The following is a 26,572-nucleotide window of genomic DNA, read 5'->3' on the forward strand; positions in this document are numbered from 1 at the left end:
CGGTAAAGCCCGCTGATATTGGCAACATCGGCATGATAAAGCAAAGGAGAAGCGTGGGCATCATAGAGGAAAGACTCTGTCCAGCCTGCCTGTAAGCCCCATTGCCCCCTGGATGGTTCCTGAGCATTCAGCCCGCTAAAGGCCAGCATGACAAGTAGGGTGTAAATCGCACATTTCGTCATCATTGATTCGTTTTAGTTTACGCTAATGACGTTGCGCAAATGATAGAACCCTACTTTTTTTGTCAGCTAGCAGTGCTCAATTGTCAGAAGTTGAGGAATGCGCACTCTTTTGGTAGGCACTTGGAGTCATGCCTGTATGTTTTTTGAAGGTAGTATAGAATGCAGATTTCGACCTAAACCCGGCTTCCTCTCCTATCGCCAGCAAACTGTAGGATGTGTAGGCTTCGTCTTCCAACATCTGTTTGACCGCCGCTATACGTAGGGCATTGACATAAGTGGTAAAACTGCTGCCAGAGACTTCACGGATCACCTGAGACAAGTACCCCGGGCTGATGCCCAAAGCAGCAGCTACTTTATCGCGGCTCAGGTCGGGGTCACGGTACAATTCTTCTTTCTCAAAGAGGACCTGAAGAGCAGCCTGATAGGTTTCCGCTGTTTTCGAGCCCCTATCTGATGAAGCTATTTCAAGCTGCGCACCAGATTCCGCAACATTTTCGAGCCCGTCTACTAGCGTTTCTTCAAGCCTGCTGCGCACCAGCCCCTGATGCAACAACCAGTAAATAAAGCAGGAAACACCGCCCCAAAGTGCATAGTCCCAGTGCCCAAGTGCATGGGTCTGCCCTACCGGCAAAAACTCCATGACCGCCCATAGTACCACCAAAACGGCCGTGGAGTAGTACAGCCGGTTGAGCCAGGCTTTTTGCTGCCCCATTACGGAAGACTGCCTAAGCAGCCCGAATACACCTGCGCACAATAATAAGGTATACCCTGCAGCTACTTTGAATTCCCAATCATATACCTGCATCATGAAGGCTTCGGCATCAGGCAGCGCATACAGGCCAAAGTCCACGTCCAGGTCAATAAGGATATTCAGGAATAGAAAAATCACAAACGGCAGGGTCAGCAAAATGGGTAAAGCCCGAATGTGTTGCCAGGGGTGGCCGGTTACTTTGAGGAAATACAAGACAACGGGTACGTAGAACAACAGCATCCAAGGCACATCATCCCCAAAAAAATCAATAAAGTAGTATTGGTTATCAAAACCCCAGCTGCTCAACCATTCATTCAGCCCAATGACCGACACCATCATAATGGTATAGGCCAGGTAACGGCTGTCGGTGCCTTTGAACTGCGGCGCACTCAGGAGGATACCCCCAAACACAAGACCCTGTGCAAGGCTGATAAAAATGGTCAGATCAAGTAATGAAAATGGCATAGGTCAGACAGCTGTCCCTGCAAAGGTAACAATAGTTTGCGGGCCTGACTTGTCCAGGTTTGTCCAAAAATATACTGATGCCCCATCTTAAAAGACAAGGCATCAGCATCAAATTTTACGATTTCAGCTCGCACTTAAAACCGGGCATAACCGGTTACATGAGAAAGTGCAAATACCCGAATGAGGTCCTCACCTTCTTCTGCCAGTTCAAAAGCCCCCCTTATGATTTTGAGGGTAACCAAAGAGCCTTCAGGAATATCTGGGAAGTCATTCACTTGAAAAACATAGCTACCGTCATCTTCCGTTTGGATATAGTTGACAATTTCTTCTGGGAAGTCATCTACGAAGTTAGGGTTCTCTACAGCTGCATACTGGACAATTATATAAACCCCAAGCTCATTCATCTGATCAGCATTCCAATTTAGCACAAAGCTATTTGACAACTGCGGCACTTCATTGATATCGACTTCTAAGGCATGAGGGATATATAATTGAGTCAAAATTCCGTTTCTTCCAATGACGCCTTCACCTTCTAACAAACTAACGGAAACCGTTTTCCCAAAAAGGTCATTATAAATCGGATCGTGAGGATACCGGTTGGTACCTTCTTCAAATTTAAGTTGAAGGTCATCGACTGCGATACTAGAATATTTGCAGATATCTTTACCGGGAACACAGGCAGTGGATACCAAGGTAACCCTGTCTTCTTCTGAAAATCCGAAGTTAGCCTGATAATTGTCAATGGTAAGTGATGCATCAAGGCTTTCATTAGTAACTGCCCTGTAAATATCGATTAGGGTTAGGGTTTCTTTCAGTTTAGAAAGGGACAGACTATCTTTAGTACACCCAAAGCCTAATAATGCTGACGTAAATAAAACAAATACTATTCGCATAACAATTGGTTTTTTAAAGCGTGGATTCAAGCAATAAATGCAACAGCAAGCTGTTGCATTTATTGCTTGAATCCACGAGGAATAAGATTATGTGACAACCTTTTTCAGGGATTTATCCGATAATTTGTCAACTTATTTTAGGAATCGACCCTAAAAAAACATCCGAAGGGCGCAACGCAACGCCCCCCCCTGAGGGAGGAGACATTCTAAATACGACATGAGGAACTCTCGCTGAAAAGACGTTGATTTAGCTCAGAATTGCAACTCCGCCATTACTACCGCCCGTACCGCTTCTTCCGCTTCCCCTTTTTTACTTCGCCCCGCTTTTTGACGTACTCTTTCTTCCGGAACTTCTTTTGGTCGTCAATAAGCTTCTCAATGAGGTCTTCCCGGCCGATGCTGATGAGCTTCTCACGGATCTGTTTATGGTTCTCCCGCTTGTGCCAGAAGAAAAACATGTGTTGCTGCCGTTTTTCCGTTTTGCTCTTGGCTGTGTAGACTGGCTTGAGGGTGTAAGGGTGTACACCGGTGTAATAGATGACCGTGGCAACTGTCATGGGGGTGGGCGTAAAATCCTGCACCTGCTCCAGCTTGAAGCCCATGTCTTTGGTTTCAGCCGCCAGGTTAGCCATGCTTTCCTCTTTGGAGCCCGGGTGGCTGGAGATAAAGTAAGGGATAAGCGGCTGATTAAGGCCGTGCTTTTTATTGATCGCGTCGTATTTCTTCTTGAACTCGTGGAAGTGCTTGAAGGAGGGCTTACGCATGATCCGCAGGGTATCGTCTGAGGTATGCTCGGGAGCTACTTTGAGGCGGCCGCTGATGTGGCAGGTCACCACCTGCTCCATGTATTCGTCGAGGCTGCCATCGTTATTCTTGTTGTAACTATCCACCAGCAGGTCGTAGCGGATACCACTGCCCACAAAGGCTTTTTTTACCTCAGGGTGGGCGTCCACTTTGCGGTAAAGCTCGGTCATGGGCTTGTGGCTCGTGTCCAGGTTAGAACAGACGACCGGATGGATGCAGGAAGGGGCCACACAGCGGTCGCAAATCTCCTGCACCTTACCTTTCATTTTGTACATATTGGCGGAAGGGCCCCCAAGGTCGCTGATATAGCCTTTGAAGTCGGGCATTTTGGTGACTTGTTCCACCTCTTTGAGAATCGACTCCTCAGAACGGCTGGCGATGAACTTGCCCTGATGTGCAGAAATCGTGCAGAAGCTACAGCCCCCGAAGCAGCCGCGGTGCATATTGACTGAGAACCGGATCATCTCGTAGGCCGGGGGCGTCCCGCGCTTTTTGTACTTGGGGTGGGGCATGCGGGTGTAGGGCAGGTCGAAGGACTTGTCGATCTCTTCTTCCTCCATAGGTGGGTAGGGCGGATTGATGACGAGGGTCTTCCCATTAACCTCCTGAAGGATGCGCTTGGCCTGCACCTTATTGGACTGCTGCTCCACGTGTTTGAAATTGGCAGCGAAGGCCAGCTTGTCCCGCAGGCATTTCTCATGAGAATTGAGCCACAGATCGTCCCAGTTTTTATTTTTCGGCACCTGCTCCGGGTCCCGCTGTATGGCGGTTTGCATTACCGTATCAATGGCATGGAAGGGCACTCCTTTTTGCAGCAGGCGCACGATCTCCCTCAGCGGCAGTTCGCCCATGCCATAAACGAGCATATCAGCCCCGCTCATTTCCAAAATATTAGGGAAAAGCTTATCGGACCAATAGTCGTAGTGCGTAACACGGCGCAGAGAGGCCTCAATGCCACCGATGAGCACCGGCACGTCCGGATAGACCTGTTTGAGGGCTTTGGTATAGACCATGGTGGCGTAGTCGGGCCGGAAACCGGCAGCACCGCCCGGTGTGTAGGCATCCGTAGACCGGCGGCGGCGGGCAGCCGTGTAGTGGTTAACCATACTGTCCATGCAGCCGGAGGTGACGCCAAAGAACAAACGGGGCTTGCCCATCTTCTTAAAGTCGCGCAGGTCGTCCTGCCAGTTGGGCTGTGGTACAATAGCCACACGCAGGCCTTCGCTTTCCAAAATACGGCCGATGACGGCAGTGCCGAAAGCCGGGTGGTCTACGTAAGCGTCCCCGGAAATGATGACCACGTCCAATTCATCCCACCCTCTTGCTTCCACTTCTGCCCGGGTGATGGGCAGCCACTCTGATACGGGCCTATTGTCTAGCATGACCAGTTTTTTTTACTTGTGTCGATTCAATCTGCAAACATACAAAACCCTAACAATCAATGGGTAAAAAGGGGTCACTTATGGGGCTGAAAAATTCAGGTAAAGTGCACGCAAAGGTAAAAAAGGCATAGCTATGCCCGGTGAATTTACCGGTCTTTGCGAAAACCGCCACGTACGATGCGTGAAACACCCCCCAAAAGCACCAACCCGCAGCGGGAAAGGCACCAAAATCCAATACAATTGCCTATTTTCGGGAAGCGAAACCAACTAAAACCAAGCGCATGTCTGCCGAAAAGTACATCAAGAACTATATTAATGGTGCCCTTGTGCCCGCAGTGGCCGGTGACTACCTGGAGAACCTAACGCCCTCCACAGGAGAAGTGTACAGCTATCTTCCGGATTCTGGCCCGGCGGATGTCGATCAGGCCGTCAAAGCGGCTCAGGAAGCCTTTCCCGGCTGGTCCAATGCGGAGCCCCGCACCCGTTTCCGGCTGATGATGCGCATCGCTGACATTATAGAACAAAATCTGGAGGTTTATGCCAAAGCAGAAGCCCTGGACAGTGGCAAGCCTTTCACCATGTCGAGCACGGTGGATATCCCAAGAGCGCAGTCCAATTTTCGCTTTTTTGCGACAGCCGCCCTGCAATTTGGGTCCGAAAGCCACCACATGGCCGGTAGTGCCATCAACTACACCCTGCGTCAGCCCCTTGGCGTAGTCGGTTGTATATCGCCCTGGAACCTGCCGCTCTACCTATTCACCTGGAAAATCGCACCGGCACTGGCCGCCGGCAATACAGTTGTAGCTAAACCTTCCGAACTGACGCCCATGACCGCCTTCCTTCTGTCCCAGGCCTGCATTGAAGCCGGGCTGCCTGCAGGGGTGCTAAATATTGTGCACGGGCTGGGCCCTAAAGCCGGGCAAGCCATTGTAGAACACCCCGGAACCAAGGCTATTTCCTTTACCGGAGGGACGAAGACCGGGCAGCATATTGCACGTACGGCCGCGCCTATGTTCAAGAAGCTCTCTCTGGAGCTCGGCGGCAAAAACCCCAACATTATCTTTGCAGACTGTGACTTCGACGAGATGATGGTGCAGACTTTACGCTCTTCGTTTTCCAATAATGGGCAGATTTGCCTGTGCGGTTCCCGCATTTACGTACAACGGCCAATCTACGAACGCTTCCGGGACGAGCTGGTCAAACGCACCCAGTTTCTGAAAGTCGGGCCGCCCCTGGCCAAGGACACAGACCTGGGCGCGCTGGTTTCCAAAGCCCATATGGAAAAAGTGCAGTCTTACCTTAGCCTGGCCGAAGTGGAAGGCGGGAAAATCCTTTGTGGCGGAACCGTGGCCAATCCGGGAAGTACCTATGAAAATGGGTACTACCTGCGGCCGGCAGTTATAGAAGGGCTGCCCATCGACTGCCGTACCAATCAGGAAGAAATTTTTGGGCCCGTAGTCAGCATTGCCCCATTTGACACAGAAGCAGAGGCTTTGGAACTCGCCAATGGCACCCCGTACGGCCTTTCCGCCACCCTATGGACACAGGACGTAAGCCGGGCACACCGCATGGCTGAACACTTGCAGGCAGGCATCGTATGGGTCAATTGCTGGATGTTGCGCGATCTGCGTACCCCATTTGGCGGGATGAAGCAATCAGGTGTAGGGCGCGAAGGAGGGCAGGAAGCGCTGCGTTTCTTTACAGAGCCCAAAAATGTCTGTGTCAAATACCGCTAAAACGGCGGTATTTTTTACTTCCAGAGCTGACCTAACAAGGTGCTTGCGAAAAATGTGGAAAGCAGAGGGCTTATCCACACGTTTTCCACATTTATAAAAGCCAAATAAACTCAGGCCTGAAAAAAATTCTATTCGCCCGGGATGCGGCCCTGTCAAATATTTTTCCAGGTGCCCAGCTTGTACTAGCATATGTATTAAGCTTTGAGCGCCAATACCTGCTAAGGTACGTTGAGCTTGTAAGCCGGGTATTCAAAATTTACCAAAGAAGCTTGCCTTTCCGGCAAAAAAATACCATCTTTGAATATTAGATGGCGTTGCTAAAATTTCCCATCCGAAACATAACCCGATCCAGATTGGGGGAATAGTCTCCCTTCCGGTGGAATTGAGAAGACGCGCAGCACCAGTCCGGAGCAATTCATAGCTGTGGGCCACAGCTGCTTACCCCAATTTGCTTAAAGCTTGTCAAGACTTCCCTTCGTACATCCGGAGGGCTACTTTGAAAGGCGACCTTCCATTACGGGATGTATTTCCCCTACGGAGAAGTGCACAAATACGATCTACTTAGCCTGCAGCTGAAGGGTCTAAAAGAGACTTCAGCCTGTACGACCTCAAACCAAACTACCCCCTATTGCTCCTGCATGGAGTGACCGGGGTAATCCAGGTTGAGCGATTTTACCCGCAGTGGCTGTATCCGGAAAACTGGATTAACAGAGCCGCTCCGGGAACAAATACATGGTCTGAAGAAGATGGTGTGCTATATTAAAGAATTAACTACAACAGAGGATATCAAAAGGCAGCAGCAATGACTTACAAAGCTATTTTTTCCGGTCACTTCGAGTTCGGCACCGAACGCAGCTACCAAAAAATGGTAGACATGTTCGAGCACCGCTCTGAAAATTATTACCGCAACGCAATTCTGCTCAACGGAGAAGAAGTCTTCGATGAGAAGTCTCAGTCTTTGCATGTGCCCCGGCACATTGCTCAGGCGGCGACTTCTAAAGAGTGGAACAATACCATCAACATTCTGAACTTTGTGGCGGATTATGCTATCGCCGGCAGTTTCAGCGCATGGATGGTCAACGATGGGCAGGTGGTCAAACACCACTTCATCGAGCCCAACAGCGACAAAGCAGCGGTACAGGCTTTTCTTAAGGGCCGGGAACTGGTTCAGGAAGAAGGCCGGGAAAAAGAAGCTATGAAGGCCCTTAGCCGGGCTATTGACAAGTATGAACGTCATGCCAAGGCCTACGAACGCCGTGGTTTTGTGAATCAGCAGCTGCGCAACTACCAGGATGCGATCTACGATTACTCCAAGAGTATCGACATCAACCCAAATGCGGCTGAGCCTTACCTTGGCCGGGCATTAGTCTACATCGTGAAGGAAGATTATGCAGCTGCGGCTGCTGACCTTGTCATGGCAATCAAAGGCTCCATCCCTTTACAGCCGATGTTCTGGCAGTCCCGCCGCATCAAGGGGGAATGCCACCTGAAGCTTAAGCAGTGGGATAAAGCAGAATTTGAGCTTAAATTTGTTACCAAACGTCAATTCACAGAAGATGATCCCAATTACAAGTGGCGCAAACGGGCTCTGTGTAATTACGGCATCGCCCTCTTCGAACAGCAAAAGTACCAAGACGCACTAAAGGCATTCGACGGTGCCCTTAGTATCAATACCGGGCTGGAAGTCCCACAATCCGAACTGTTGCTCTACCGGGGCATGACCCTGCAGCAACTGGGCGAATCGGGGTTTCAACAGGCCTGGGAGGAAGCCGCTAACTATGGCTCAGAGCGGGCTGCTGAATTGCTGCAGGCGATTTAGACTATGCCCGGAGCTTACTCCTACTGAAAACTAAGGACATTAAACCCCGCAAAAGTGCGGGGCAGGCTCTCTGGAGTCATCTTTTTTAGCTTATTTGACCCTGACGATAAATGTCTGGATGCAAACACCCGCCAAACGCGCTAAAAAAGATTTAGCCGGAACCACGATTCCTTGATTTTCATGACGAACCCGCTCCAAGGATAGTCTAAATGCCCAGCTGCAGTTGCCTTTTGCCGAAAGACCCTGCCCTGATTATTCGGGGCAGGGTCTTTTCATTGATCTAAAAACCTTTAGCCTTCAATCCCCTTACACCGGTGTCTGCCATGGCTTGGGCTTTGGACGATTAGTCAGATGCCCCCAGCAGTGCACCCTGGCAGGTAGAAGCGGGACCTCCTGATAGCCGACGTATTCCGTCTCGTACTCCAGAAAGGCACAACGCGGACAGTGCATGCAATCCTGAGTGACGTTGGCAAAAGCCTGCCCCTCCCGGTAACCGGAGCGCCACCTTCGCTTGCCCAGTGGACAATCCGTAGTCACATACTGATGATAGCCTTTATACAGCCGGTGTTTGACCGGCCGGGCAATCGCCATTTTGCGCAAGCGGAACTCAGCCCGCTGCTGCGCCGGATTGAACAGCCACTTTTTATAGCCCGTCCCCTGCTGCAATTCGTACTCAAATGCGCGGATATCAGGTGACCCACTGCCTTGCAGAACCGCTTCGTACAACGATAGCGCATCAATTTCCAGGGCAGGCATACCTAATTTCCGAAGTTTTTGCTGCTTCCGGGGAGGTGTTTGGTGGGTGACGGCGATCTCCAGCAATAGTGCTCGCTGCCCCTTGCGGAGGATAAGATCCGGGTAAAGCTGCCCGACATAAGGCTCTTCCTCCACCCTGTCGTACTTGAACAAATAAGGCTGAAAGTAAGCCACCGACTGCCGATGCAGGTACAGGGCCGGCACTACGATACTGCGCCTTTCCCGGAAGAGGGCTTTGATGCGCAAATGCAGGCCCGTTTCCAGCCCATGGCCACAGTCTGCCCCTCTGTAGTGCGCAAAATGGTGGGCGTGTTTGTTCCCTTTTTTGGCGACCATAGGCGCACCACAGGCTAAGCAGGAGCAACCACAGGATAATCCACGGGGGACTTCATCAATACTTACAATCTGCTGATTGCGGAGAGCGAAAGGTAAAGCGCGCATTTTTTACAACAAAATACACACGTTATCAAATAAATGCAACTCCCAAACCGTCATATTTCTTGTATCTTTAAGCAAAATCAAAAACCGAAACATGCGTATTTTATTCGTACTACTGCTCGCAGTGAGCACATTAACACTAAGCCAGGCACAGAAAACTTTTCAAGGAACCCTGGAGTACAGCTACAAGCTTAATGCAGAGGGAGAAGACGCCGGCATGATGGCCGCCTTTATGCCCGAAAAGATGATTACCCGCTATGGCGACAACCAAATGGCTACCGAAATGGTAGGCGGTATGGTGGCGAACATGATGGGGCGTATTATTGTCAGCAATGGTCAGTCCTATGTGGTCAAGGATAGTGAAAAAACGATCTTCGAAATGTCAGAAGAAGACATGGAGGAAGGGCAGGAGGCATTTGCCAATCAGGATCAGGCCAAAAAGGTAGACGGCGAGACCATGGAAATTCTTGGCTATACCTGCCACAAATACGTTCTTACCATAGCTAACGACGAGGGCGGAAAAACCGAACAGGTGATCTGGGCAACAGACGCTTTCAAGGCGCCCCAGCTATCCGTGCCCAATCAGGGCAATGTATCGGCAACGGGTTTCTTCGGGTCCACCAATATTGAGGGACTCCCGATGCGGATTGAAATCGCCGCTCCCGGAGTAGATGGGGGGCTAATCATGGAGGTCATCAAATTGGATGAAGCACCGGTTGATGCCACTCACTTTGAAAAACCGGAAGGCTACACCGTAAAGCCTATATCAGAAATGATGAAGTTCTAACCCTCCTCCCCTAACCCAGTTCTGCCATGAAACCCTATACTATATTTTACATTGCTGCCCTTTTGTGGCTGGGCTCCTGCAGCCCGGCACCACAGGAGGCTGCGCCCGGTGAAATCGCTACCGATTTATACCAAACCCTGCAGGAACAACTGATCACAGCTGAGCCGGGCAGTGTAGTTGAAATCCCTGCCGGCACTTTTGAATTTGACCGCCCGCTTTCGCTCGATGGCATTCCCAATGTCACCATTCGTGGTGCGGGCATAGACGCCACGGTGCTTTCCTTCCGGTACCAAAAAGCCGGAGCAGAAGGGCTGCGTGTAACGGCAGATTCGGTCACGCTTGAAGGGTTCACGATTCTGGATACGAAAGGAGATGCCATCAAGCTGCAGGACTGCAACGGTATTACCATCCGCAATATCAAAACATCCTGGCGGGGCGGGGCTGACGAATCCAACGGCGGTTACGGGCTTTACCCGGTCTCAAGCCGGAATGTACTCATTGAAGGCTGTGAAGCCAGCTATGCTTCTGATGCTGGTATTTACGTAGGTCAGTGTACTAATGTGGTCGTCCGCAACTGCTACGCCCATGAGAACGTAGCGGGCATAGAAATTGAAAATTGTACCCACGCTGAAGTCTATAACAACCGATCGGAGCAAAATACCGGAGGCATCCTGGTCTTCGACCTGCCCGAGCTACCAGCAGGCAATGGCAGGGACTGCAAAGTGTATGACAACGACATCATTGAGAACAACCACGCCAACTTTGCCCCCGAAGGCAATATTGTAGGGATTGTCCCGCCCGGTACCGGCATCATTCTACTCGCAGCTAAGGAGGTGGAGGTGTACAACAACCGAATTATCGGGCATAAAACCATTGGCACGGCCGTAGCCAGCTACTACATTACAGAGAACCCCTGGGAGGACAAAAACTATGACCCTTACTCTTACGACATCCGCATCCACGGCAATACCTACGAGCGCAAACGCGCCATGCCGGACCTCAGCAAGGATTTTGGAAAGATGGTCAACTACCTGTTTCCCGGCAAGCCACAGGACATTCTCTACGATGGCATTGTGGATGATACCCGCAGCGGCTCCAACCCGATGAACCTCTGCATTGATCAGCCGGGGGCTGATCTGCGGTTTGCCAATGTGGATGCTGCCAATGATTTCGAGGAGGTACAACACGACGTCTCGGCCTATACTTGTGCCCCTAAAGGATAAAAAACATCAATGATGCGCCTTATTCGCTACAGCCTGTACTGCCTGATGCTCACAGCCCTGTTATGGCAGTGCCGTACCGCACCCGGAAATGTGGGAGCCGTAAAGTTTGACCCGGCCGCTGCCCCCTACCCCAAGCTGTCTGACTATGCCTTTTTCCAGGCATTGAGCCCGAATGGAGCCGTGCCCAATGCCGGTGTGCTCCCTTACGAGCCGATCACGCCCCTCTTTACCGACTATGCCCACAAGGCCCGCTATGTGTGGATGCCGGACAGTGTACAAGCCACCGTAGATGCCGATGGCCGCATTCTTTTCCCGGACCATACCGTGCTGATCAAGACCTTCTATTACCCGGCTGATTTTGCCCGCCCGGAACAGGACTGGGACCTGATCGAAACCCGGCTGCTTATGAAGCGGGATGGTGAATGGGATGCCTACACCTACATCTGGAATGACAAGGATACAGAAGCGGAGCTCAATCTGGTGGGTGATTTCAAACCTGTCAGCTGGGCCGATGAACAAGGCCTCGCCCGAACCGTGGAGTATGCGGTACCTAATAAAAACCAGTGCAAGAGCTGCCACAATCAGAATAAAAAGCTGCTGCCCATCGGCCCTAAGGTGCGTAACCTGAACGCAGCCCTGACTTACCCCGATGGTACAACGGCCAATCAGTTGGAACGCTGGCAGTCTGCCGGCAAGCTTACGGCAGGAGACTGGGCGGCGCAATTTACCCCCCTGGCAGACTGGGACGACCCCAAAACGGGTAATATAGCGGATCGTGCACTGGCCTATCTTGAGGTCAACTGCGGGCATTGCCATCATCCGGAAGGGCCTGCCCACACCACCGGGCTTTATCTCGGCACCGACTTTCAGGGGTATGCGGCACAACTGGGAATTTGCAAATCGCCTGTAGCGGCTGGCAAAGGCTCCGGTGGGCGGCAATTTGGCATTCAGCCGGGGCAACCTGACTCCTCTATTCTGTTGTACCGTATGGAAGCCGATGACCCCGGGGTGATGATGCCCGAAATCGGTCGTGCCGTGCCTCATAAAGAAGGTATTGCGCTGGTACGCGAATGGATTAAAGGGCTGGAAGGAGACTGTGGAAAGTAAAGCGGAATTTTTTAATCAAAAAAGGCTGCCCTAAAAAGGACAGCCTAATGTGTGGGGAGAACAAAAAAGAGAAAAAGAATTGCTTTCATTTGGGGGGAGGTATCAGGAAGAAAGCAATCTCTTCTTTTTGTTGGTGCTTAGTGTTGTTCATGTCCTTGCGAATGCAATATAGTATGCCTGGATTTAGACTACAAGGAATATCACAAATTACACAAAACAACTAAATAGCTGATTATCAAAAATTTAAATCCATCCGTAATATACTTGTTGCCCTCTTGTAGACAAGCTGTAGTACTTAATCAGGTCCAACACGGGGCAAAAACCCGACTGCTTTGCCATAGACCGCCAGAAATTCATTCATTTTACAGACCCCTCTCCACTCATAAGGCGTTACCCTAAAAAAGAAATAACCATGACCGCCACTCCCCTGCAGGAAGAACGCGCCAACACCCTCACACATGCCTTCGGATTATTGTTGGGGATCGTCGCCGTACCGGCTCTTCTTGTGAATCAATACGGCGCTGTACCGGCTCGGGAATGGCTGAGTATGCTGGTCTTTGGATTCACCCTGTTACAAGTTTACGCAACGTCAACCATATATCATGCCGTAACCGGAGCGCGTTGGAAGTACCGCCTGCGCGTGCTCGACCACATCAGCATTTACTTTCTCATTGCAGGCACACATACGCCCCTGCTCGTACATTACCTTCCTGGAGAGAGCGGTCGCTTCTACCTCATTGTGATCTGGACAATGGCCTTTTCCGGCCTGATCTACAAGCTGTTTTTCTTTGGACGGTGGGAATGGCTGTCGGTGGCTTTCTACCTCGTAATGGGATGGATGGGTGCGCTCACCATTCCGGAGATGGCGCAGGAGATGTCCGCCCCTACCTTTTATGGGGTCATCCTCGGCGGTGTTTCCTATACCCTGGGCGTTGTTTTTTATGCCTGGCACCGGTTGCCCTATCACCACGCTATTTGGCACGTCTTTGTCATCGGTGGCACGGCAGGGCACTTTTGGGCGATTGCAGCGATGTAGGCACAGAATTAGGACGCCCGGCGAAAGGAGTGCGCCGGGCGATAACACCGGGGGCTCTACCTTCCCCCGGTGTGCTCCGTTCCTGCGCCCAAAAGTAAAACACACGTAGAAAGGTCCGGCCTCTGCGGTAAGGCTATACCGGAAACCAGCCTTAATTTTTCTAATTTGTCTCTGCATCTCCGTTCACATCCCCAATTTTAATGGCGATGAAATCATTACCAATGCTTACAGCAGTAGCTAAGTCATTGATATTAATCACTTCCGGAAACGCCTCTTCCCACGGGTTAGCCGGATCAGGGAAAACATAGGCGGCATCTACGAAACGCCAGCTGCTGACGTTGTCAAAGCTGGATTCTATGCCAAGGATCATGCGGCGGAGCTGAATGAGGTCGAGGGTTGAGATATGACCAGAACCATTAGTATCGGCAGCAATGCGCTTATAGGGGCTGTCCAGGGGCTGCAAGCCGAGGATGTGCTGGCTAATCAGGATCATATCCAAAGTGGAGACGCCATTTAAATGAGCCTCGTCGTAATGAGGGGTCACAGTGTAGTCGAATCCGGCGGAGGCATTGGGCAGCGAGTATGCTCCATTTTCATTGGTCGTTTGTACTTCGGACGCCTGCCCTGACAGGGCTACAGGCACACCCGCAACGGGCTCCCCATCCTCGGTCATCACCCGCCCGTTGATGCTGCCAAAGAAGTCGCCCTCACAAAGATAACCGGAGTTATTCTGCACCAACACGAAAGCTACACAGCTACTGCTGTTCCCTAAAGCATCCTGTGCATGCAACTCCAGCACTTGTGTGCCTTCACGCTCACAGCCCAGCAGAATGGAGTCCTGTTCCGGGTCAACAGCCTCTCCTTCAAAGTTGATGGAATAGGTGACCGGCGGGGTGCAATCGAACACAGGCTGTGCCAAAACATCCTGATAGGACAGGTAAGCCTGTGGGCCTGTCTCTAAGCCAGTTTCATAATCCAGCATTAACTCGACCAGGACCCCAATGTTGCATACCGGGGTGCTTATCCCACAATCTGTTACTTCGAAGGGCAATACGGCAGTCTGAGTATTCCCGCAGCCATCGTCCACCACTACCTCAAAGCTGTGCTGCCCAAGGGGGTAGCTGCCGCTCAGGCTGTAAGCCGGGTAAGAACCACTCAGCGCATTGGCAATTGGGACAAGGCTTCCATCATTGAAGATATCGAGGAAGGCATCGACCTGCAATTGACCAAAAGGGCAGTCCACCCCCACCTGGAAATCATAGGCTACAGCGGCTGTGCAGTTGATCGTATCGTCTATGCATTGTGCCGGAAGGGGATTAAAAGTGATACTTATAGCGTCCTGTGCAGTCAGATGGAGCGGCGTAAAGAACAGCAGCCAGCAGAGGCAGCAATAGAATAGGTTTAGTGTCTTTTGAGTCGTCATTTCATGGGATTAGTGGTACAAAGCACCGGTTGAGCAAATGTTTGCGCGCAGGTTTGTTCAGAGATATGGACACTTTGCAGGTGGGTCTAAGATAAGGTTTTTGTATGATACTTGCAGATGCGTGGGCCGGAAAGTGTGCGTAACAAATTGTACTTTTTGAATAGCTTGGCATCATTTGCTGTTTGCCTTTTGGATAAGCTGGAGCAGAGCGGGAAGCTCTACCCCAGCAGCCATAGCGCTTAAATGCAGAAGGTTGCCCCCCTGTATTGATGGCTAATAGCCACTTGGTATGGCGTATATAATCTACGGTATCACTTTCTGTTTTGTGCAGTTGATTATACACACGACCGGAAACCGGTCAAAAGGCACCCTATAGAAACAAAAAAGCCGGGTACCCCAGGCACCCGGCTTACAAATCATACAAATCACAAACTTATCCTTACTCCGTCAGCAGCATCCGTTTGGTATCGGTGCCGAAGGCGGTTTCTATCGTGTAGTAAATCAGCCCGGAAGGCAGCTTGGCTTTGCTGACCATCCAGAAATTGTCACCGGCAGCTGCATCCTGAGTTTCCTGCAGCAGCAATCGGCCGGCCGCATCGCGCAGTGTGAAGGTCACATCGCCAGCCTGTGGCACGGTATAGCGAACCACAGTAGTTTCCCGGAAGGGGTTCGGTTCATTCTGATGCAGTGCAAACGGCTGGGACACATCCTGCGGCTGTACAAACCCAAGCACGAGGCCGGATGTGCCACTGACCAGATCATAGGCTTCCGTCCGGGTCACTTCCGAATTGAGGGACAACATTTCGCTGAGCAGCCCGCCCTGTATGGCTTTCGCACGAACCGTGAAAAGCAGGTCACCTTCGTTCAGCCCTTCCGTTTCCATATTCCAGCTGCCCGTCAGCAGCCCCTGATCGAGGTGGGCCAGGCCGAAGTGCCCTTCCTGCATAGCCGCGTATTCAATCTGCTCCAGTTGCAGCCCTTCGAGCTTCAGGGTAAACTGATGCCCAAGGAGGCGCACCGCATCGTTGACCCGGAACGGAATTTCCACCGTTTGGCCAGGCAACACTTCCTGCTCCGGTGTGTGGAGTACAAAACTGTGGCTGTAGTTACGGCTCTCAATACTACTGAAGCTGTTAGCCACGGCATCACCGGTCACATCCCCCACCTTTACGGCGACGAAGTCCAGCCCATTGATGCCGGTAGCTGGCAGGTCATTTAGGTTCACGAGTTCCGGGAAGGCTTCATCCCAGGGCTCCAGCGGATTGGCAAAAACGTAGCCTGCTTCCACAAACCGCCAGCTCGTATTGTTGCTGAATCCGATCTGTACGCCCAGGATCATTTTCCGGAGCTGAATCATATCGAGCGTAGTGATGGACCCTGATTGATTGACATCCGCAGCAATCCGCTTGTACGGGCCATCTATAGGGGAAATCCCCAGTATGTGGCGGGAAATCATCAGCAGATCGAAGGTACTCACGCCGTTGAGCGGGTCCGTGTCGAGCTGCGGCGTCACGGTATAATCCAGGCCAGGCTGTATATCGTAGAAACTGTAGGTGCCATCGTTTTCAGTCATGAAGTCTGCACCGGTCCCTCCAGACAAGCCAACCATTACGCCTTCAACCGGATCATCGTCCTCGGTATGAATCAAACCGGCAATACTTGGTGTTGCATCCCCGCAGACCGACATGTTGTCCTGTACCAGAATATAGGTCTCGCAGAAGTCGCCATTGCCGGCAGCATCATAGGCCCAGATTTCGATGACCAGCGTACCCGCATCATCGCAGGTGAGCACCAGGCCTGTCTGATCAGGATCATTTGGCTCACCAACACGATTAATGGAGTACTTGATTGGCTCAGAGCAGTCCGGGCTTTGAGAAGCTACATTTACATAGTCGCTCGCCCAGATTTCGGCCATGCCCTGCCCCGGGTCGGGCAGATTGTCGCCATCCAGATCTACCGGCATCAGCTCCACGGCTATACCATTGAGGCAGATTGGTGCCGGTGCCTTGCAGTCTTCCACTGTAAACGGTATCGTCACCAGGTCGGAATTGCCGCAACCATCTTCCACCACTACTTCGAAGGTGTGGTCTCCAATTGGGAAGACCCCTTCGATCGTGTAATTCGGGTAAGCGCCTGACAGCGCATCTGTGAGTACCTCAAAGCTACCATTATTGAAGGCATCAACTGCGACCGTGATGGACAGCGCATCCGGAGTACAGTCTTCGGCTACGGTAAAGCCATAGGTGACCGTTGCATCACAGTCCTCGCTATCGAGGGAGCAGAACGGATCTGCCGTACCGAAGCTGATGACCGGCGCCTGATCGTCGTACACCTTAATGATCTGCGTGTACTGATAGTAGCCGGTTTCGTCATATTCAAAGCTGTAGTAGTCATCAGACACCCCGCACAGGTTCACACCCGGCACGTTGTTATCTGGTGTTTCGTCCGTATCCTCGTCAAAGTAGATTTTACCATTCGGGCGGGCCAGGAGCCACACATGCGCATCACCCGGCGTGCCGTTGCAGTCTTCGTCCCGGCCAACCAGGTGAGGATCGCTCTCCCCATCGTACTGACACCAGTTGATGACCTTCCAGGTCCGGAAGATTTTGTAGCATTCGTCCCCGGAAGCGGAGAAGAACTCATCTTCATGGGTAACGGCAAGCAAGTCACAGGCCAGCTCATTGTAGCTCACTGTATCCGGTGTGGCTGTACCGCAGTTGGACTCCGCATCTGCCGGGAACTTAATTTCGTAGTTGTGGACTTCGTTAATGGTAATCGATTGTACGCAGCTGTTGGTACTGCTCAGCCCGTGGATGTCCGTTGCACGGAAAATGCGGGTGATGCTGCCAAAACCACACTCCAGGTCGGCATTGGAGGCAATTTGCTGCACGGCATCCACCCCACAGTTGTCGGTAGCAGTGGGGGCCCCAAAGAGCTCTTCCAGCTGATCCGCATCTGCTGCATCAAATCCGTAGGGCAGGTCATCACAATCGACCACCACGTTATCCGGTGCCTCACAGTAAGGCGCGAGTTTGTCTTCCGGCACTACGGTTATCCAGCATAGGTTTTCATTGCCATGCACATCGGTCACGTGCAATTCTACCTTGATGGAGTCATTGACATCACAGCAGTTGAAGTCGATATAGTCACCCCAGGCTGAGAAGTAAGGAGTTGCCAAAGGCGAGCAGGTGACGCTGTCGATGTTGTACTGCCGGCGCACCGAGATGCTCTCCAGGCCACAACCGTCCCAGCTGCCCTCATCCACATCGTGGGCAAAGACGCGGCCGTAGCCACCACCACCCACGGTGACATTCAACTGATCATTACAAATCGCTGCCGGGTCAATCTGATCTTCCACCGTTACCGTAATGCTGCAATCCGTACGCCGGCCGCAGGCATCGGTAACGTGGTAGTCAACCACATAAACGCCTACCGACAAATTGCTGAGCAGGTAAGTGCCATCGGGTTGCAGGGACAGGGCGCCGCCGCTCACAGATACCCGGTAGGTGGCTTCCGCACAGCCTTCCACGAGGTTCGGTTCAGGCAGGGTAAGGAATGCCGAGCAACCGAATGGGGAGGTACTGATGACCTGATCTTCCGGGCAGAGGATTTCCGGCCCGGTGAAATCAGTAATCCGTATCGTTTGCACATGCTCTACGGCAGGCTCGCTTGTGGGCAGGCAGTAGTTGCGCACCTTCCACGTCCGCAGGATAAGGGAGTTGCCCTCGCAAGTCTCATACACTTCATCTTCGTAGAATACCGCTGCCGAACAGAAACTGTTGTCCAGGATATTGGTCGTGCCATCGAGGGTTGGGTAGCCCAAAGAGTCCGGTGATAGCAGGTTCGGGTCAGCAGCAACGGCATGACAGCTTAGCGGGGCTTCTTCCACACCATTGTAATCAGGAGGGAAGACGACCTGATCGAGCTGCAACTCCTGCACCACGATGCTTTGTATACAGCTCGCAGCATTGCCCTGCCCATCCGTTACCGTCCAGGTCCGGTTAATGTTGACGCGTGGGGACGCGCACTCGCCATTATCCATAAACTCGTCGGTATAAGCAATTGTCACACCGCCCGGCACGCAGGAGGTTACTTCAGGTTCGCCCAGGGCCGCAGGGCTCACGTCATCACTACAGAGGACGGTTGCATCAGCCGGGCAGATGAATTCCGGTTCTTCCTTGAACTCAGCCCGAACGATACCCCAACAGCATTCTCCTGTGGATGCATCACAAATTTCTGCGATGATGTATTCTCCCGCCAGATCAAGCGGAATAACAGGCTCCGGCAAAGCTTGGCCGTTGTAGGATGGATTTTGCGGTATAAGCGTGATATTGTAGTTGTCGTAGCAGCGGTAGTCGTTGCCCTCCAGCAACATATCCGCAGTGATCAGGGCCTCACAATCCGGCCCAAGGGACACATTGATGGTGTCGTTGCAGGTCAGTTCCGGATGCGTTGGCGTATACTCTACAATCGTTTGGGTGTAGGTACAGCTGGTTTCGTTGCCAGTGGCATCACTTGCTGTAATCGTCACCACGGTTTCGCCAATTGGCAGCAACGCATTGAGGGGTGGATCGTAAGTAAAGAAGACCACGCCACAGTTGTCCTCGTCGATTTGCGGGTTCGGGAATGCGCGGCCCTCACATTCAGTAGGGCCAAGCTCCACCACCACATCATCAGGGCAGATCAGTTCCGGAGCTTCAAGGTCATTGATTTGTACCGTGAAGATATTCTCAGAGACATTGCCTGCCTCATCGATAAGGGTGTAAATGACCGTAGAAACGCCTAGCGGGAAGTTAAAGGACACCTCCTCGTTTACCGGCGCACCGGGGTCCAGGCTCTGCGTTGTGAGCACATCACCGTCCTCATTTTCGATAACCATAGAGAGGCTTCCCCCTTCCGGGCCATTATCAAACATCACCGGGTGTACCCAGGTAAAGGGTGCCTGGCAAAGCCCGGTGCCTGCATTCAGTGTCACATCCTGCTGATTCACCAATGCGGAAGCGGCTACAGGGGCACTGCTGAAGGTATTGCCCTGTGGGTCATAGGTCAGCCACTCCTGAATGGACAGACGCCAGCCGTTGATGAGGATAGGGTTGTCGGAAAGCTCGGCATTATGCCCGGCCTGAAGGGTCCAGGTACCTTGCACATCTCTGCCGCTCAGCAGGTCGAGGTCGCCCAGTGCATTCAGGTTTTCATTGCTGTTGAGACGGATGCAGAAGTACGGCAGGATGTTGTCAATATCACTATCAAATGTGAATTGCGCGCCGGCAGTAGCACCACAGATGGCATCAGCCAGTACGACTTCCTGTCCGTCCGGGCTAATGAGGGTGAGGCTCAGGTTGCCAAACTCCGGAATTTCGCCCTGTAAAATCAGGTTCACATCTGCAATCGTATAGCTGTCTGTGATGTCAATGGTCGAGGTCATACATTCCCCGGCTTCGAGCAGCATATCACTGCCTGTGTAGATGTAGGGCTCGCTGTACAGCCCGAAGAGCGGGAATTCGTTATCATTTACAGTCACGTCGAAACCACATTCCACCCGCACAGTAGACTGTGCCTGAATGGCCGTTTGCGTACCATTTGGCACTGGCGTAGCAAGGAAAGGGTTAGGCTGCCCGACAGACGTAGGCATACACTGCTCGCCGTAGGAAAAATCAGCCGCGGTATTGGTATCCCAAACACTCGTGCGGACGATGCCTGAACCGTTGCCGGGCACGAAGCCACTCCAGTCAGCAAATGGCAGGGTTGCTGCGGTAGAGAAGCTGCCAAATACAGCTGCATCCAGGATTGCTCCACTTAGGCTAACGACATAGGCGGCCCCGGTCGTGGTGCTCAGGTCTGATGCTCCGGGCACGTTGAAGATGCGGTTGGCCAAATCATCGGCACCGCTTCCGAAGTGTACAGCAAGTACTCCACCGGGCTCAAGTACAATACCTGTAGGCACCACAAGGGTATCGCGCCCGCCGTTATGAATACGCTCTATCTGCAGTTGCGATACGTCAAGGTCAGCGGAGTTGAAGTTGGCGATCTCCACATAGTCACCTGTTGGGTTACTGACCGCAGCGGGCAGCGGCAGTGTGCCGGCTACAGGATCGCTGATATCATGCGTAACCTCCGTAATCAGAAGCAGTGGCATATCCTGTACGGCATAACTTACGGTATAAGTGCCCAGGTCGAAGAAGGTGCCACTTGCATCATCAAAGCCACTGTTGATCACTTCGCCAGTTCCATCTTGTATGCGGTAAATGACCGTTAGGTTGTCCCCGCAGTTGTCAGTCACGCCGGCAGGAGCGATATTGTCTACGACGGCTCCGGCATCACCCGGGTCGTTGTTCGTGGTTACATCACCTGTACAGGTAATGGTTGGTGGTGTATGGTAGTCGTTGACCACTACCTTCACATCGCAGCGGCTCGAATTACCAGCGTTATCCACAGCTTCCCAGGTCATCACGGTGATGCCAACGGGGAAGAGGTCTCCGGAAGTCAGCCCGGTATCATCGATCTGGGTAACGGAAGCCACTGCACAGTTATCTTCTGCCAGCGGGAGGGAGAAATTGGCATAGGCGCTGCACCAGGTATCAGGCGCATCCACAATCACGGCTGGCTCAGGGCAATTCACAAAAACAGGGCTGATGGTGTCCTGCAGGGTCAGTTCCACAGCGCAGGTGTCGGTATTGCCTTCTATATCCACCACGGTGAGGACCACGTAAAGGGAATCGCCATGGTGGGTGCCAAACAAGGTATTAGGGCTCGGCACCTGATATACGGTATCAATCGGCGCACAGTTGTCAATCGTCAGCTCGGCAGCCAGGTTGGGTACCTTACCGGCACAGAAATTCTGCTCCGCGTAGATGATACGGTCTTCCGGGCAAATGATCGTCGGAGCGGTCTCGTCTACCAGGTTAACCTCTGCGGTACAGAAGGAGCTGTTGCCCGCTTCATCAGTAGCTTGCAGGTAAACCGTTACCGGGCTGTTGATGAGGTCGTCAAGACCAAATTCGATCTCGTCCACATAGTTCTGGTTATCGAGGCTAATGGACAGCATGATTGTGCCGGAGCCAGTGGTACAGTTATCGGTCGTCCCGGCATCGAGGCGGTCCGGCGTCAGGAGGTAGTCACAACTTGCACCCACCGGTACAGTAATATCCTGACAAAGGATTTCCGGATCTTCCAAATCGTGCACGATCACCGTTACACTACAATCGGTGAAGTTGCCGGCCAGGTCTTCCGCCCGGTAGGTCAGCACGGTGGTCCCGATGGGGAAAAGGTCGCCCGGTGTCAGGCCTGTATCGTCAATCTGGGTAACCGTAGGGATATCGCAGTTGTCGTCCGCTACGGGCAGGGCGAAGTTGGCAAAGCCCTGGCAGAGGTCTTCCTGCGTTTCTACTTCCACTACCGGCTCGGGGCAGTTGGTAAAGTAGGGTGCGTCATCGTCGGAAACGGTGACTTCAAAGCTGCACTCATCAAAATTGCCTACGGCATCTTCGACATAGTAGGATACAGTAGTCGTCCCCAGTTCGAATTCATACTCCGCTGTAAACTGGCTGGGGATCGGCTCCGTAATATCGGGGTTAAGCAGGGTCGTCAGGTCGAAGGGCCCTTCGATGGAGCCATCCGGGTTCGTAATAGTATAGGTGTATAAGATGACATCGCAGTTGTCAGTGGGGAGCACATGGTCCCAGCTGTACTGGCTTTCGCAATTCAGGGGCTCTGTGAAGAGGTCAGCGGCACCGGTGCACAGCAGCTCGGGGCCTTCCGTATCGTCATCGTTATCGCAGGAGCCGGAACGGAAGATTTCACACCCACGGGCGTCCACAACCGCAATCGACCAGGTAGGCTGAGTGTAGACAATGTGCAGCTCGCCAAGGTCCTGCTCAAAGTCATTGATGTCAAAGCCACGGCCGGGATCGTAGATGAACTCTCCGTCCACATCGTCAATAATACCGTCGTTATTAACATCGATTTGGCCCCCATCGTACTGAATGGTGTAAGGCTCAAGCCCCCCGGTAACGGTACCGAGGTCTACAATGCGCTCGTTCTGTACGATACATTCGCAGTCCGGCTCCGGCATATCGAGTGGCTGACGGAGCTCAAAGGTTTCGTGCACAATTTCGAGGCAGTTCGCAAGGGCGAAGTTGCCATTCTGCGGGATATCGAGCCCAGGCAATGCCAGTGCGTAAGATACGGTTACAAAGCCCGTGCCTTCGCCCGGCTCGTAAATACCATCTGAGGAGATCACGCCCGGGTCAACAGAAGAAGAACCGGCTGCTGGCGCGAACGCCGTGATGCCGAATGCACCCACTCCATCGCCAAAGAAGGGGCTGTTTTCCACCTGATCGTGGGTCAGCACAGAACCATTGGGCAGGGTGATGGTCAGGTAATTGCGGAAGTCCAGCTGAGAAGGGTTATTCGCTTCAAAGCAGATTTCCGGGGCATCAAAGCTCAGCTGAACGCCATCGAAGAAATCGCGGACGGTCACTTCTGCCAGGCAGTTGGAGCGGTTGCCAAATTCGTCGGTCACCCGAAGGTTCACGTAGTTGGCGCCTACCTCCGTACAGTCGAAGAATACAGATGGGCCGAATACCTGATCTGCCTTTGCAATCAGGATTTCCGGGCTTGGATCACAGTTGTCAAAGCTGCCGGCATTGATGTAAGACTCGCCCGTGAAAGGGTTCATTGCAAATACCGTCACATTACCGGTATTATCCAGTTGCACTTCCACATCCTGACACTCGGCTACCGGACGCTGTGCATCGAGGATTTCCACCAGGAAGCTGCAGGTCTGCATTTCGTTCACATCCAGGATATCGCCATCGCCGTTGATGTCGACCATCATGGTGTAAGTGACAGTAGAGACGCCTACCGGGAATTCTTCTCCACTTGCGTCATTGAAAGTCCCCTGATTAGCTTCGCTATATAAGGTATTGGTCACCACATCAATGAAGCCAGTGCCATCCGGATAGTCGATAGCGTAATTGATGACACTTGCACAGCCCACGCCTTTTACCGGAGCAAGGCCGGTGATGATAGCGGAGCACTGATCCACATCGTTCTTGAGCACAAGGTCAGGTGGGCATTCAAGCACAGGGTCGCCGGGCTCTACCACTACGGGGAAGGTGCAGGTGGATTCCACTCCCCCGCAGGAATAAGCCGTGTAGGTGACCTCATAGGTGCCTGCCGGCAGCTCAGAGCCAGGCAGTGGCCCAGCGGTTTGATAGACGCCCGGCCCGTTGGGCACGATAGGCGCAGGGGGCGTACCGTTGAATAATGTCAGGTCTACCCCGTTGGTTACGCCAATGAAAGGCAGCACCTCGCCATTGCAACCATCGTATACCTGAGGGATGGACCAGTTGGCTTCGGTCGTGCAAGCCAGGTCTTCGGTGAAGACATAGCCGCTTTCGTTGCAGCTGGCAAAAGTAGGCGGTGTGGTATTGATGACCTGAATTTCACGCGTTTCCTCGTCACTAAACAGCAGGTTGACACCACACTGAGCAGAAGCCAGAGCTTGCTCAATAATGGGGCCTACCACCGGAATAAACCCAATAGGCAGCAGGTCGATAAGGTTGATATCATCGGCATGCACGACGCCACAGGCCGATTCGGGGAACAGCGGAAAGCCCACCACGTTACGAACGGTTATGGTACCACTTTTAGTGGTGATGTTGTTCGGGATGGTCACCCGTCCATTATCCGGAAATTCGTACTCTTCAGCCAGGTAATCGAAAGCGCCATCACCGTCCGTATCCGCTACAATGATACCGCCACCACCGGCTTCCGGGCCACCGATAACATCACCAAGCAGACCAAACACAAATTGCCCGATTGTTTGATCACAGGCATCTTCAAAGGATCCAAGTGGAAGCGGGTCAAAGCAGGGCTCTGCAAAACCTACATCAACACAGAATTCATAGGTAATCACATCACAAACCACCTCAGCTGCGTCGTTAATACTACCCAAGGTTGGCCCACCTGTCACAGCATCGCCAATAGCTCCGCCTAAACTACCCTGCCAGTCAACCTCAACGGATTCATCCGAACACTGGATCACACCGTTGACAGGGTCGACCTCCGCCCCAAGCAGAGGGGGCGTTTCAAGAGAAATCAACGAACACCCAATCAGCAGTCCTGGCTGTGTATTGATTACACAGGGGTCATGAAGCCCCTCATCGGGTGGGCATTGGGAGCTGAACGGTGCGTTGGCACCACAGTCCAGCCCGTCATTGAATACCGTGAAGATTTTACAATCCGTGGCATCACAGGTGGCATTCGATTCTTCCAGGCAGATCTCGTAAGTGATAGAACCGGCACCAACGGGTGCAGCGAGGGTATTGCTGCCGAGGTTACCAGTCATCACCGTTGTTCCGTTGTCGATTGTCACGACCGGATTAGGGCCGGAGCTGTTGCGGCCGACATTGATGGAAAAAGTAGTATTGGAAGTACACAGCGGAGATGTAGCCCCACTAATTGTTATATCGGGGTTTGGCCCGATAGAGATGTTCAGGGTAGCTTCATCCTGATAAGGCGTACCCGCACATCCATTATCGTTAGGAGCCAGGTAGCGAATGGTAAAAGTCCCCCCACCCGGAGGTACTGTCATTTGATTTCCGTCAATGGTTGCGGAGGGCCCGGAGACGATGGAGAAATCTCCACCACCAGTTATCGCGCCATCGTACATAATACCCAGGTCGACAGTTCTGCCCTCAGCCACACAATCAATATCCGTATCTTTAAGACTCGCCCGTGGAGCCCGGAAAATCTCAAAGGGTTCCGAAACAGAAAAGAAGCAATCTCCATAGCTTACCCGGTAATTGGCGTTGTAGCTGCCAGGGTCTGCTTGTGATACGTCAAAGGCTCCGGTCACCGTGTTAAATACCCCGCTGCCCGGATTGGGTGTGATGGAATAGCCTACTGAAATACCAGCAAAAATGGCATTGACCGGGTTGATAAAGGGAGTGCCCGTAACGTTAAAATCTGCTCCATCCTGGCAACGGTCGCTGATGGAAGCTACTGACAAGTCCAGATCATACTCAAAACGTGCCTCATCGATGCGGGCATTGAAGGCATCGCCGGTCACCCATCCGGCCTCAAAGTTGAGGTACTGAATGTCGATATCTCCATCGCTTAGGTCACTGGATACGTTGGCCGCACTTACGATATAGTCGATACAGCGGGGAGAGCCGGCGGAAGTCGTTGAGCCAAAAGCCCCCTGATTGGCAAAAGTCTGCCCGGAGATGCGCACATCCCAGCGCTCATTGGGATCATTCATATCACCATAATAGCATAAGGTGATTTCCATATCGTCTGTAGCGACAAAACTGGAAGCCACGAGCGTGGGAGTGACCCCAAAGCTGGTACTGTAGCTCACCGCCGGGTCCATAGGGGCAGGTTGGGTGTAGGATTGAGACAGGTAGCCACTGGAACCCCGGGTATAGGTACACTGTGCATTCAGGGCAGGCCAGGCAGCTCCAAGCAGCAAGGCCAACAGCAGCGAGCAGCGCAGCGCCTGAGACAGCCGCTCTGGTGCATAATAAGAGCGTAGAAGTAGAGTTTGCTTCATCACATTCATGAGTATGATTTGTAAAAAGGTGTCAATACGAACACCATCCTGCCCGGGCATACACCTGTCAGGATGAGCTAAATCGGTTGCTGGAAATCGGGTTGTTGATGGGTCAGGCAGTCTTAACTAGTTAAAGGTCCTGGTGAAATAGGTCGGTCGTCAAATTATTAGGACCAGTGGCTTTGACTGCTTGATTTTTTGTGGGAACCTTGA

General features: G+C 52.4%; 13 protein-coding genes (1 of these 13 only partly in view). 6 read left to right on the forward strand and 7 right to left on the reverse strand.

Features of this window, described 5'->3' with window-relative positions:
* From ACO08I_RS14715 to ACO08I_RS14730, 4 genes are all read right to left on the reverse strand, one after another.
* On the reverse strand, window positions 1–185 hold the 5' portion of the coding sequence (locus ACO08I_RS14715; protein ID WP_421949696.1) for a hypothetical protein. It extends 625 nt beyond the left edge of the window; 185 of the gene's 810 nt are visible here — the first part of the coding sequence; its start codon is at window positions 183–185; its stop codon lies beyond the left edge, outside the window.
* Window positions 186–258: 73 nt separating this feature from the next.
* Window positions 259–1,398 (reverse strand): helix-turn-helix domain-containing protein, encoded by a 1,140-nt coding sequence (locus ACO08I_RS14720; protein ID WP_421949697.1) that lies wholly within the window; start codon window positions 1,396–1,398, stop codon window positions 259–261.
* A gap of 134 nt (window positions 1,399–1,532) precedes the next feature.
* Window positions 1,533–2,291 carry a hypothetical protein gene (locus tag ACO08I_RS14725; RefSeq protein WP_421949698.1) on the reverse strand — a complete coding sequence of 253 codons (759 nt, stop codon included), beginning with the start codon at window positions 2,289–2,291 and terminating at the stop codon, window positions 1,533–1,535.
* 275 nt (window positions 2,292–2,566) lie between these two features.
* Entirely contained in the window at window positions 2,567–4,477 is a 1,911-nt protein-coding gene (locus ACO08I_RS14730) for a YgiQ family radical SAM protein (protein WP_282777663.1), read from the reverse strand.
* 281 nt (window positions 4,478–4,758) lie between these two features.
* On the opposite strand from ACO08I_RS14730, the gene ACO08I_RS14735 reads away from it, so the two are divergent.
* Together ACO08I_RS14735 and ACO08I_RS14740 are read left to right on the forward strand one after the other, a co-directional pair.
* Window positions 4,759–6,213: an aldehyde dehydrogenase gene (locus tag ACO08I_RS14735; RefSeq protein ID WP_282777665.1), complete on the forward strand. Its 1,455-nt coding sequence runs from the start codon at window positions 4,759–4,761 to the stop codon at window positions 6,211–6,213.
* An 802-nt stretch (window positions 6,214–7,015) separates the two neighbouring features.
* Window positions 7,016–8,032 carry a tetratricopeptide repeat protein gene (locus tag ACO08I_RS14740; RefSeq protein WP_282777667.1) on the forward strand — a complete coding sequence of 339 codons (1,017 nt, stop codon included), beginning with the start codon at window positions 7,016–7,018 and terminating at the stop codon, window positions 8,030–8,032.
* A gap of 306 nt (window positions 8,033–8,338) precedes the next feature.
* On the opposite strand, the gene ACO08I_RS14745 is transcribed toward ACO08I_RS14740, so the two are convergent.
* A complete protein-coding gene (locus ACO08I_RS14745; RefSeq protein WP_044217452.1) occupies window positions 8,339–9,229 on the reverse strand; it encodes a hypothetical protein in 891 nt (296 codons plus the stop codon).
* 91 nt (window positions 9,230–9,320) lie between these two features.
* Here ACO08I_RS14745 and ACO08I_RS14750 point away from each other — a divergent pair, with 91 nt between their 5' ends.
* From ACO08I_RS14750 to trhA, 4 genes are all read left to right on the forward strand, one after another.
* Window positions 9,321–10,013: a DUF4412 domain-containing protein gene (locus tag ACO08I_RS14750; protein ID WP_282777669.1), complete on the forward strand. Its 693-nt coding sequence runs from the start codon at window positions 9,321–9,323 to the stop codon at window positions 10,011–10,013.
* 26 nt (window positions 10,014–10,039) lie between these two features.
* Window positions 10,040–11,236 carry a parallel beta-helix domain-containing protein gene (locus tag ACO08I_RS14755; RefSeq protein ID WP_421949699.1) on the forward strand — a complete coding sequence of 399 codons (1,197 nt, stop codon included), beginning with the start codon at window positions 10,040–10,042 and terminating at the stop codon, window positions 11,234–11,236.
* Window positions 11,237–11,245: 9 nt separating this feature from the next.
* Window positions 11,246–12,343, forward strand: a complete 1,098-nt coding sequence (locus ACO08I_RS14760; protein WP_421949700.1) for an SO2930 family diheme c-type cytochrome — start codon at window positions 11,246–11,248, stop codon at window positions 12,341–12,343.
* Window positions 12,344–12,755: 412 nt separating this feature from the next.
* On the forward strand, window positions 12,756–13,379 hold the full coding sequence (gene trhA, locus ACO08I_RS14765; RefSeq protein ID WP_421949701.1) for a PAQR family membrane homeostasis protein TrhA: 624 nt from the start codon (window positions 12,756–12,758) through the stop codon (window positions 13,377–13,379).
* Window positions 13,380–13,539: 160 nt separating this feature from the next.
* On the opposite strand, the gene ACO08I_RS14770 is transcribed toward trhA, so the two are convergent.
* Both ACO08I_RS14770 and ACO08I_RS14775 read right to left on the reverse strand, forming a co-directional pair.
* A complete protein-coding gene (locus ACO08I_RS14770) occupies window positions 13,540–14,802 on the reverse strand; it encodes a dockerin type I domain-containing protein (protein ID WP_282777675.1) in 1,263 nt (420 codons plus the stop codon).
* 439 nt (window positions 14,803–15,241) lie between these two features.
* Complete coding sequence (locus ACO08I_RS14775; protein ID WP_421949702.1) at window positions 15,242–26,359, reverse strand: HYR domain-containing protein; 11,118 nt, start codon at window positions 26,357–26,359, stop codon at window positions 15,242–15,244.
* Window positions 26,360–26,572: the final 213 nt, after the last annotated feature.

Origin of the sequence: Phaeodactylibacter xiamenensis, assembly GCF_965229835.1 — a bacterium.
Classification (GTDB): domain Bacteria; phylum Bacteroidota; class Bacteroidia; order Chitinophagales; family Saprospiraceae; genus Phaeodactylibacter; species Phaeodactylibacter xiamenensis.